This window comes from Calothrix sp. CBUCES-K 9914, from assembly GCF_059640475.1.
Genome location: NZ_JBXXZH010000301.1, coordinates 1 through 10,079 on the forward strand (window position 1 = coordinate 1; position 10,079 = coordinate 10,079).

At 37.2% G+C, this 10,079-nt stretch carries 12 protein-coding genes and 1 pseudogene; 8 read left to right on the forward strand and 5 right to left on the reverse strand.

Going from position 1 to position 10,079, the window contains the following annotated elements; genetic code table 11:
- Positions 1-125 precede the first annotated feature (125 nt).
- Together AC2JBO_RS38750 and AC2JBO_RS38755 are read left to right on the forward strand one after the other, a co-directional pair.
- Positions 126-653 (forward strand): enoyl-CoA hydratase/isomerase family protein, encoded by a 528-nt coding sequence (locus AC2JBO_RS38750; RefSeq protein WP_496958956.1) that lies wholly within the window; start codon positions 126-128, stop codon positions 651-653.
- A 384-nt stretch (positions 654-1,037) separates the two neighbouring features.
- Positions 1,038-1,436 carry a hypothetical protein gene (locus AC2JBO_RS38755; protein ID WP_496958957.1) on the forward strand — a complete coding sequence of 133 codons (399 nt, stop codon included), beginning with the start codon at positions 1,038-1,040 and terminating at the stop codon, positions 1,434-1,436.
- 51 nt (positions 1,437-1,487) lie between these two features.
- On the opposite strand, the gene AC2JBO_RS38760 is transcribed toward AC2JBO_RS38755, so the two are convergent.
- On the reverse strand, positions 1,488-1,619 hold the full coding sequence (locus AC2JBO_RS38760; protein WP_496958958.1) for a hypothetical protein: 132 nt from the start codon (positions 1,617-1,619) through the stop codon (positions 1,488-1,490).
- Between the two features lie 481 nt (positions 1,620-2,100).
- A complete protein-coding gene (locus tag AC2JBO_RS38765; protein WP_496958959.1) occupies positions 2,101-2,964 on the reverse strand; it encodes a GNAT family N-acetyltransferase in 864 nt (287 codons plus the stop codon).
- A gap of 29 nt (positions 2,965-2,993) precedes the next feature.
- On the opposite strand from AC2JBO_RS38765, the gene AC2JBO_RS38770 reads away from it, so the two are divergent.
- From AC2JBO_RS38770 to AC2JBO_RS38790, 5 genes are all read left to right on the forward strand, one after another.
- Positions 2,994-3,857 (forward strand): urease accessory protein UreD, encoded by an 864-nt coding sequence (locus tag AC2JBO_RS38770; RefSeq protein ID WP_496958960.1) that lies wholly within the window; start codon positions 2,994-2,996, stop codon positions 3,855-3,857.
- An 11-nt stretch (positions 3,858-3,868) separates the two neighbouring features.
- A complete protein-coding gene (gene ureA / locus AC2JBO_RS38775; protein ID WP_496958961.1) occupies positions 3,869-4,171 on the forward strand; it encodes an urease subunit gamma in 303 nt (100 codons plus the stop codon).
- A 12-nt stretch (positions 4,172-4,183) separates the two neighbouring features.
- Positions 4,184-4,489: an urease subunit beta gene (locus tag AC2JBO_RS38780; protein WP_496958962.1), complete on the forward strand. Its 306-nt coding sequence runs from the start codon at positions 4,184-4,186 to the stop codon at positions 4,487-4,489.
- A 128-nt stretch (positions 4,490-4,617) separates the two neighbouring features.
- On the forward strand, positions 4,618-5,196 hold the full coding sequence (locus tag AC2JBO_RS38785) for a cupin domain-containing protein (protein WP_496958963.1): 579 nt from the start codon (positions 4,618-4,620) through the stop codon (positions 5,194-5,196).
- A 439-nt stretch (positions 5,197-5,635) separates the two neighbouring features.
- Positions 5,636-6,292, forward strand: coding sequence for a DUF262 domain-containing protein (locus AC2JBO_RS38790; protein WP_496958964.1), 657 nt, complete (start codon positions 5,636-5,638; stop codon positions 6,290-6,292).
- Here the strand turns inward: AC2JBO_RS38790 and AC2JBO_RS38795 are convergent.
- The 3 genes and pseudogenes from AC2JBO_RS38795 to AC2JBO_RS38805 all read right to left on the reverse strand — a co-directional run bounded on the left by AC2JBO_RS38795 (position 6,281) and on the right by AC2JBO_RS38805 (position 8,678).
- Positions 6,281-7,551: pseudogene (locus tag AC2JBO_RS38795) on the reverse strand (ISL3 family transposase). The gene AC2JBO_RS38790 and the pseudogene AC2JBO_RS38795 overlap by 12 nt on opposite strands.
- A 150-nt stretch (positions 7,552-7,701) precedes the next feature.
- Entirely contained in the window at positions 7,702-7,911 is a 210-nt protein-coding gene (locus AC2JBO_RS38800) for a type II toxin-antitoxin system HicB family antitoxin (protein WP_496958965.1), read from the reverse strand.
- Positions 7,912-7,988: 77 nt separating this feature from the next.
- Complete coding sequence (locus AC2JBO_RS38805) at positions 7,989-8,678, reverse strand: hypothetical protein (protein WP_496958966.1); 690 nt, start codon at positions 8,676-8,678, stop codon at positions 7,989-7,991.
- A 488-nt stretch (positions 8,679-9,166) separates the two neighbouring features.
- On the opposite strand from AC2JBO_RS38805, the gene AC2JBO_RS38810 reads away from it, so the two are divergent.
- A partial coding sequence (locus AC2JBO_RS38810) for an urease subunit alpha (protein WP_496958967.1) occupies positions 9,167-10,079 on the forward strand: 913 nt, incomplete at its 3' end.

Here is a 10,079-nt window from a genome sequence, read left to right on the forward strand (position 1 = left end):
TCTTGAGAGATACTTGCTCATGCGGGTTCGTTTATATAAATTTTATTCGATTTTGTTCGCGTTAGAAAAACGCGAACAAACTTTTCTTTATTTTAGGCTATGCTCCCGCTTAACCGAGCAGTATTGTGGGTGATGTTACCAATCCCCATGAATGGGATAAAACCTTTTGGGAGGGCAAGAAAGTCCTACAAAACCTGCTCGACATAGAAGTCCCAATAATTTCTGCGGTAAATGGTCCAGCCCTGCTGCATAGCGAGTACATTATCACTACTGACATTGTGCTTGCTTCCGAGACTACGGTGTTTCAAGATATGCCTCACTTGAATGCAGGCATTGTTCCTGGTGATGGGGTACATATTTTATGGCCTTTGGTTTTAGGATCGACTCGCGGACGCTACTTTCTCCTAACTCAGGAAACGTTAACGGCTCAGAAAGCTCATGAGTATGGCGTGGTGAATGAAGTGCTGCCCCCCGACCAATTAATGGCACGAGCGTGGGAATTGGCGAAACAGCTTGCTAAACAACCCACCCTCAACCTGCGCTACACACGAGTTGTTCTCACTCAGCGCCTCAAGCGTCTTGTCAGTGAGGGAATTGGCTATGGTCTAGCTTTAGAAGGCATCACAGCATCCGATTTAAAGAACGCAAAGTAACTTGAAGCGTAAACAGATTAGACATCTCTGGAAAAGAATTAGGCACGGGCTGAAATTCTCGTAGAGACAAGGGTTCAATCGCGTTTCTACACAATTTCTGGAAATGTCTATCTGGAAATGTCTATCTGGAGATGTCTATTTAGTTGCAATTGATCTTGCAAGTATTCGTTAGGACTCAAAAGCGGTTGAGAAACAGTTTGTTGGAATGTTGGCCTAATAAGAAAGAAAACTGACAGCTTTTAACTTCAATTCATCTAATTCTCAGCAAAAACTCAGCAAAGGGGTAGATATTGATAAACAAGAGAGAAACGCAGTTTATCCGATACCTCAAATTCATAGTTTACTTTCTATTTCATCAAATTATAATTACAGGAACCAAAAATCATGAAAATCAAAAATATTGTTGCTACTGCTGCTTTGGCTGGTTTAATTACTGCTAGTGGCGCCTCACTAAGTACGTTCACACAATCACATGATACTCAAGCAGTTGCTATGCAAGTGATGTCCAAACAAAACAATAAAGATGCAACAGGTTTAACAACTTCTCAAAAAATAGATACTCTAACTAAACACAAAGGTCAATTCGGTAGCGGTAACGAACTACGTCGATACTTCTTCGGTGACTTAGAACCAATTTCTGTTCAACCTGGTGGCGCCGGAATGGTTGTAAACCTTTATAACAAAGCCAACAACACTACCTTTGCTTATTGTGCAACATATGATGTCGTTGTCGCAATTAAACAGGGACGAATCACCGATTTTAATCCAAGTGAAGTCAAGTAATTTCTGCATTTACATTTAGATTCCCGACTTCTTAAAGAAATCAGAAATCTTTTACATTCCTTTAAATCCAACTTCTCTCTCGATTTCCCGTAATGTTGCAGTATCTACTTTTTGCATTTGAACATCAAGCAATTGCTTCCGCTGATTACCAATGTGGCTAATAACTACACCAATTAAAATCACAACACCACATTATATTAGACCTTGGTAGAAGCTTGTTAAAGCTTATTTTGATTCAGGAGCTACCCAAATTATACAAGGAATTGCTTGAGCTACCAAAAAATCGAAGCTAAAAACTTTTACTTTCCATTTATATACTCAATTTATTTTACAAATAACAAATGATATTAAACATTACAGTAAATCATACATGACTCTCTACTTTTCGTAATTTTTATGTTTATTTTTCTTTTTGTATTTCAAAATCAAGTAACTGCTTCCGTTGATTACCAATGTGGCTGATAATTAGGGCTTGCTGAAAAATTAATAAGAAAGTAATCTCAAGGATTGACTAGTTATTCAAGCAATTTAGACGAAAACTCGAACTTTATCGGCTGGGAAATTACGGGTTTTGCCTGTTGCAAATAAGTAAAATACCGTTCGGGGTACAAGTAAAGCTGAGGCGCCTGACGCCACGTTCTATTTATAGAGACCATTGGTTGAACTACCAAAAAATCGAAGGTAAAAAGGCGCCAATAGGTTCGTTATACAGCCCAAAAGTCATTAAATTCATTGGCGCCACCACACGCAAACCTTTCTCTAAACACCAGCGAAATAGCTCGCTGTTGCGCGTTGGTAAGATAAATCCTGGTTTAGCAAAACTTGTTGCGGCGCCGATAAGCGCTTTCAATTCTTCGTTACTTTTGCCAACAGCATATCCATAGAACCCAACCATGCTCGAATATCCTGTTATTTGACCGTCATGAGTAACAACATTTGCGGTGAGTCGTTTTACCGCTTCTATAAGTTCTTGTTGGCGGTCGCAACCGTGAACCTTAAAACAAAGCTGGTTACACGCATTGATATCATCTTGAGTGCAAGAGCGAACCTGATATCCTGAAATTTCTAAATTCAAAGCATTACCTTGTATAACTACAAGTGGTTCTTGTATATTGAATCCAAGCTTGGTGTATAGAGCTAAAGAGCAATTGTCATAGCCAGCCTGCACGAGTCGAACACTTACAGAAGCTTTTTGTTGGGCATACTCTAATACATTTTCCATTAGTTGCCGACCAACCGAGTCATTCTGTACATTTGGAGCAACTGTAACAGGTCCAACACCAGCAATTTCTCCCCTTATCTTCAGAAAATTACTTCCAACTATTTGTCCGTCTATTTCCGCAATTACCGAATAAACATTTTGATTTTTGAATTTACCTATAAACCAATCTATAACTTCCTGTAGAGAAGTAAAATATCTTGGAAAGTTATGTTTGTCAGCGATATTATTAAAAGCCTCATAGCAAATTAAAGCACAGGGATGAGCGTCAAGAGTTCTACCTTGCCGTAATGTTATTTTACTTTCCATGTATACTCAATTTATCTTATAAATAAAGAATGACATCAAACATCACAGTAAATACTACATCAAATAGCTGGCATGGCAAACTGGATTTAGTGTATGCACATCGCCAAGATGCAACGCAACTAATTCATGCTCATCATCAAGCACCTTTAAAAGTGCAGCGTCCATTTTACCCGGAAGGTAAATTAGTTTGTCATAGTATAATATTACATACTGCTGGGGGTGTTGTTGGAGGTGATAAATTATCTTGTAATTTCCAACTTCAACCAAAAGCACAAGTATTAATTACTACAGCAGCAGCAAGTAAGATTTATCGTAGTAACGGGCACCAAGCCACACAAAACATTAATATCGAAGTTAATGAAGGCGCCACTTTAGAATGGCTACCGCAAGAAACAATTGTTTTTGATGGCGCCGTATATCGCCAAAACACACGTATAGATTTAGCCGAAAATGCTACTTTTGTAGGCTGGGAAATTACGCGGTTTGGACGTAGCGCGCGGGGTGAGAAGTTTTTACACGGCAACTGGAAAAGTCACACAGAAATTTGGCAGCAAGGTAAACCGTTATGGGTAGATAGACAATGGTTGCCAGGTAGTGAAGAAGTATTTCATAGTCCCCATGCATTAAACGGACAATCCGTTGTAGGTACTTTTATATATATTAGTCAAGCAGTATCACCAGAATTTATTGAAAAAATCCGTTCTTACACTCAGCACTCAGCACTCAACACTCAGCACTCCTTCGGGGTGACTCGGTTGGAACATGGATTTTTGTGTAGATATCGTGGTAGTTCTACCAGTGAGGTGAGAAACTGGTTTACGGCAGTGTGGCAGTTATTACGGCAATCATTTTTAGGACGTTCTGACTGCATACCGCGTGTTTGGCAAATATAAAGGGGTAGTAAATGCAGCTAACGCCGCAGGAAAAAGATAAATTACTAATTTTTACTGCTGCTTTATTGGCAGAAAGACGTAAAGACCGAGGTTTAAAGTTAAATTACCCGGAAGCAGTTGCTTTTATTACTGCTGCTATATTAGAAGGCGCCAGGGATGGACGCACCGTTGCTGAGTTAATGAGTTTTGGTACAACGTTATTAAAACGGGATGATGTAATGGAAGGTGTACCAGAAATGGTACATGAAGTACAAGTAGAAGCAACTTTCCCAGATGGTACTAAGCTTGTCACTGTACATAATCCTATTCAATAGACTTTAAATTTTATGATTCCAGGGGAAATTATTACGCCAGATGGCGAAATTGAATTGAACGCAGGACGTGAAACTGTAAGACTACAGGTTGCAAATACTGGAGATAGACCAATTCAAGTAGGTTCACATTTTCATTTTTTTGAAGTCAATACAGCATTACGCTTCGACAGACAGCAAGCGCGCGGGATGCGTCTCGATATTCCTGCTGGTACTGCGGTACGTTTTGAACCCGGTGATGAAAAAGAGATTGTTTTAGTACCGTTGATGGGTAGGCGCCAGGTGTATGGTTTTAATGGATTGATTAATGGCGCTTTGTAGGTGTTGATAAACCTCTCCCCCAACCCCTCTCCTAAAAGGATACTGCTGGCAAATAGAGGTTCAGACCCCTCATTTCACACAAATTGGTGGGTAGAGACGCGATTAATCGCGTCTCTACGAGGTCTGGAATGACGCAAAATCGTTATTGTGATGGGCGCCACCCCCGATTCGCCAGCAGTATCCTAAAAGGAGAGGGGGGCAAATGTACTCGTAATCCTCTATTCAATATGAGCGAAAACCAAAATCCACATCCATTAATCCGCGCGGAAGCAATAAAGCAGCTACAAGAACACAGCTTTTCTCATCCTTGGAACAGTAATTCCGAAATTAAGGGTGTATTCTTAGGTCAAGCTGTTGGTTTAGAGAGGATTGGAATTACTTTGGCGCATATTCCTCCTGGCAAAGAATCCTTTATTTATCACTCGCATCAATTTGAAGAAGAGTTTATATATATTCTTTCTGGACGCGGTATTGCAGAAATTGACGATGAAGAATTTGAAGTAGGTGCCGGTGACTTCATGGGTTTTCCAACTCCCTCACTCGCCCACCATCTTCGCAACCCCTTTGATGAAAACCTAGTATATATAGTTGGTGGAGAAAGGCGCCTTTTTGACATAGCTGATTTTCCCCGCTTACAAAAACGAATGTTTCGTAATGGCGCCGAAGTACAAATAGCGGATTGGGAAAATCTCAACCCAATGCAATAAAAGTTAATAAAACTTGATTTACTGATAGCAAAATATCTTAAACTAAACCACATGGTAGATTTTGATATCACGGATTAATTTTATCTAATAGTATAAAAAACAAGGTGATAAAATGTTTTGGCTAGACCCTTTTTAAGTATTTAAGGAGGTCTATTATATTTGATAATAATTATCTTTATAAAAGGCATAATGATTTTGTGCCAGAAACCATGCTATATACTTGGTTTAAAAAGACTGTCTGCTGAAAGTGAATTATTCCCATATATCTGTCAAAATTAGGCAAATGTAATATTTATTATATCAACAATTAATATATACTATATAATATAGGTGTATAAAATTGTTAAGGTGTATAATCTATATCGTACATGGATAATTTGAATCATTAGGCACAATTTCCTAAGATTGATTATTTTAGTTAAGAACAGGACATAAATTAATGGATATCTCAACATCAATTTTCAAACATAATTCTGATAATAGCAATGAAGATTGGTTTGAATCACATGAGGATTATGAAGATAATGATGGTTATACAATAACAGAATACGAAATAACCACATCTCCAAATGATTTTAATACAAAAACATTATATGATTTTATGGAATCTGGAGCAATCAAAGTTCCTGCATTTCAACGAAATTATGTTTGGGATATGAAACGTGCCTCAAAATTAATAGAATCAATAATTATTGGCTTGCCCATCCCGCAAATATTTCTTTATGAAGCTTCGCGAAATAGCTTTCTAGTAATTGATGGTCAGCAAAGATTAATGTCGATATATTACTTTATAAAACAAAGATTTCCAAAGAAGGATAAACGGAATAAACTGAGAAAAATATTTGAAGAAAATGAGACTATACCAGATAGTATTATTTATGATGATGAATTTTTTACAAAATTTCAGTTGCAGTTGCCCTCAAAATTACCTAGTCATCAAAATAAGTTGAATAAACTCAATTATTCAACATTAGGTGAGTATAAAATGTCTTTTGATTTAAGAACAATTAGAAACGTTATTATTAAACAAAATTTTCCAGAAAATGATGATTCTTGTATTTATGAAATTTTGGTTCTTGCGTACTTAACGTGCTAGATTAATATTATAATGCCAAGAAAGTAAAGCTCTAATTTCAAAATTGCGAAAGTTCCTAAAGCCAAATCCATTTCGTTTTATTAGCTTCAGTTTATTATTAATCCCTTCTACTACTCCATTAGTAGTTTTTCTTTCAAAATATCCGGCTATTTCTCCAAACCACCGCTTAATTGTCTTAACACTTTTCTGATAATAAGGTTCAGCTTTTTCTAACCAATCGAGTAAACCTAATATTCCGGTTCCTGAATCTTTACTAGTATCAAATAAATCACTAAATTCTTCTTTTAATGAATGCATTATTGCTATTAAAGGAGATGCTTTTCTGATTGTATCTAATTTTATTTTTTGTTTATCAGTCAGCTTATCTTCTGCTTTTAAAATTGTAAACTTATTGCCTTTTAAACTATCAAAAACTTTTTTTCTATCCTCAACATTTAACTCTAATGCTGTTTTCTTTTCTGCTATTCTAGCTTGGTTCAATTCTTCATGTACTATTTTGGTAACATGGAACCTATCCACCGTTACGACAGGATTTGGGCAAATCTTATCAACTAAACTTTTATAATTTCCGGTCATATCCATACTTACTTCTTCTATTCGTTCTAGAACTTCTTCTCCCCAGTTTCTCATAACATTTTCTATTTCAATTTGTTTTCGTTCTTTTACTAACCCTATTAATTTTCCTGAATCTATGTCTACAAGTACAACAATAAATTTTCCTTGCCCTTTTACTAAACTTATTTCATCGATTCCTAATCTTCTTAAATTGTTTAAGTCCATTGGTAATATATTTTCTGCTACATCTTCAAGCATCGAATTAACTTCTTCGTCGGTTAATCCATTATTTTCTGCCACATTACTTACATTACTACTAATAAGTTGTTTAACAATATGTTCTGCGTATCGATGCGTAAACCCCTTTTTCGTTCCAACAAAATCAAGAGGCTCGCTAAAAGTTTTTCGACATTTTTTACACTTAAATCTTCGCCTATTTAAATTTAGTATTACCTCTTTATCTCCCATTGGTAAATCTTTTACTAGGTGTTTTTGATTCTGGTGTAAATGTTCTGAGTCAGTTGGCGGTGTCGGCTTCCGTCCCGCCAAACTGACGAACCCTTGGGCGACTTTGTACCGCAATGCGGGCATACTGCACTTTTCACCTTTTTACTTACTGATAAAATTAAGACAGAACCCTCTTGTAGACTTGATTCTACTACTACGTCTGGCAAGTTTAATAGTTGAGTAAGGATTCTTTTCATAATTAATTTTACTGAAATATAAATAGTTACGCTAATATTTTAGCACGTTAAGTACGCAAGAACCCCTTTTTGACGCACTTCTACAAAACCCAAGTTTTCAAGAATGCTCACAACCTCTTGTGGCTTTAAGACAGGAACATTACTCATAATTTATTGCAACACAATCTGTTGCGTACCAACGAATTGAGTGGTAAATGAAACATTTTCATCTTCGAGAAGCATTTCAAGCACTTCTCTAAGATTTTCTTGTAATTCATCTATTGTTTTACCTTGAGAGTGCGCTCCTGCAAACCCAGGAATATATCCGACGTAAAGATTTGTTTCAATATCTCGCTCAATAATGGCAGTAAAGGTTTTCATTTTTTTCAAGTCGCAAGTTGTCACAATGCTTTCTTAATGATAACAGTTACGGCGTAGAACCGACTTTTTATTTAAGATTATATAATACCGCGTCCTTCCCTACGTTTCAAGTAAGCAGCTAATTGAGCGGGTGATTTTAATTTAACCTTTTGTTGACATGGATAGTGAGGACATGCAAGAAAAAACATATCTAGATCAACGCCTGCATGATTGTGTTTTTCACGTAAAATCATAGGTACATGATGCACAGGACAAAATACTTCATCATCCTTTTGTCTCAGGTGTAATTTGATTCGCTTTACAGCTGATTTTTCTACGGATGCATCATGAAAAATAGTGGAAAGTTCTTGGTTTGAAACTTGAAACTCAAAAATATTAGACTTGTGTAAAAACCCTAAATCCTTAGCAGTAAAGCTTTGTGTATTTCTACATTGCATAAGTGGGTTATTGTAGAAGCCAGTACAAGCCCAAAAAAAGTCACTCAGTTGGTAAAGGCTACCATCAAGGTGGCTTTTGGATTGTAATATCATAGGTTTTCCACAACTGCATTTTTTCTCTAGGACAACTTGACCCATATGAAATTGCAGTATATGAGCTTTATTATCTTCTAAAGATGAGGTCTCATAGTCTTCTGGACTTGCACACTGCTCCTCTACAATTTCCGCCGATTTCAATTTTTGATATTCCTGAAATTTATCAGTTCGTAAAAGCTTTAGCTCTTGTATTCGTTCTTGGTCTCGTCGAGATGTGTAACCGTCACGTTCCACTTTGCGTTCAAGTTCGACAAACTCAACATCAATGACCTCTAGCTCCTGCGTTACATCTTTAGCAGTCTTATTACTGTAAGGGGTGTTTGCATGTTGATTTGAAGAATTTTGTTTACTGAAAAAGTTTGCCCAATGACTAATGACTTTTTCGGTGGCTTGTTTGACAAACTATTTAAGTACTAAAGTACCAAAAACAAATAGTGCTTCAAGTAACATTTAATATACTTCCCCTAAAATTTAGCGCTACTTTTAGCTTGCCCATGTAAATATTTCAATCTACCAGTATTTATACTGGAATTAGAAATATCATTTTTACTGAAATCACTTACCCATATTTTGCACTTGATTCCTTTTTCTATTAATATTTGTATCTTTATATTTCCACTTATGACAAATTTATAAATTTATTGAGAATATTTTATGTCACCTTCCTAAATTTGCTCAAAAATATTCAAATTAATACAACACCGTCCCTAGGAGTGCTAATAATGAGCTATCGAATGTCGCGCCGCGCGTATGCGGAAACTTTTGGTCCTACAGTTGGCGATAAAGTTCGTCTTGCTGACACTGAGTTATTTATAGAGGTTGAGCGTGACTTTACTATATATGGCGATGAAGTTAAGTTTGGCGGAGGTAAAGTTATTCGTGATGGTATGGGACAGGCGCCTATCTCGAACCAAGACGGCGCCGTTGATGCTGTAATTACCAATGCTTTAATTCTTGACTGGTGGGGTATTGTTAAAGCTGACATTGGAATTAAGGACGGGAAGATATACAAAATAGGTAAAGCTGGAAATCCTTATATTCAAGACAATGTAGACATTATTATTGGGCCGGGAACGGAAGCGATAGCAGGTGAGGGAATGATTCTCACTGCTGGTGGTATTGATACTCACATACATTTTATTTGTCCGCAGCAAATAGAAGTCGCTATAGCATCGGGTATTACGACGATGATAGGTGGTGGGACGGGTCCTGCTGCGGGTACAAATGCTACTACTTGTACGCCGGGGCCTTGGAATATTTACCGGATGTTACAAGCTGCTGATGCGTTTCCGATGAATTTAGGATTTATGGGGAAGGGTAATAGTAGTCAACCTCAAGGACTTGTTGAACAAATTGAAGCAGGTGCTATGGGGTTGAAGTTACATGAAGATTGGGGAACTACACCTGCTGCTATCGATACTTGTTTAAGTGTTGCCGATGATTATGATGTGCAGGTGGCTATACATACTGATACTCTCAACGAAGCTGGTTTTGTTGAAGATACTATTGCCGCTTTCAAGAACCGTGTTATCCATACTTACCATACCGAAGGCGCCGGAGGAGGACATGCACCCGACATTATTAAGGTATGTGGTGAAGCGAATGTTCTGCCATCTTCGACTAACCCAACTCGTC

Coding starts and splice junctions, on each gene's coding strand:
- AC2JBO_RS38780 (WP_496958962.1), top strand. CDS start 4,184: ATGATTCCAGGGGAAATTATTACGCCAGATGGCGAAATTGAATTGAAC.
- AC2JBO_RS38765 (WP_496958959.1), bottom strand. CDS start 2,964: ATGGAAAGTAAAATAACATTACGGCAAGGTAGAACTCTTGACGCTCAT.
- AC2JBO_RS38755 (WP_496958957.1), top strand. CDS start 1,038: ATGAAAATCAAAAATATTGTTGCTACTGCTGCTTTGGCTGGTTTAATT.
- AC2JBO_RS38790 (WP_496958964.1), top strand. CDS start 5,636: ATGGATATCTCAACATCAATTTTCAAACATAATTCTGATAATAGCAAT.
- AC2JBO_RS38785 (WP_496958963.1), top strand. CDS start 4,618: ATGACGCAAAATCGTTATTGTGATGGGCGCCACCCCCGATTCGCCAGC.
- ureA (WP_496958961.1), top strand. CDS start 3,869: ATGCAGCTAACGCCGCAGGAAAAAGATAAATTACTAATTTTTACTGCT.
- AC2JBO_RS38770 (WP_496958960.1), top strand. CDS start 2,994: ATGACATCAAACATCACAGTAAATACTACATCAAATAGCTGGCATGGC.
- AC2JBO_RS38800 (WP_496958965.1), bottom strand. CDS start 7,911: ATGAAAACCTTTACTGCCATTATTGAGCGAGATATTGAAACAAATCTT.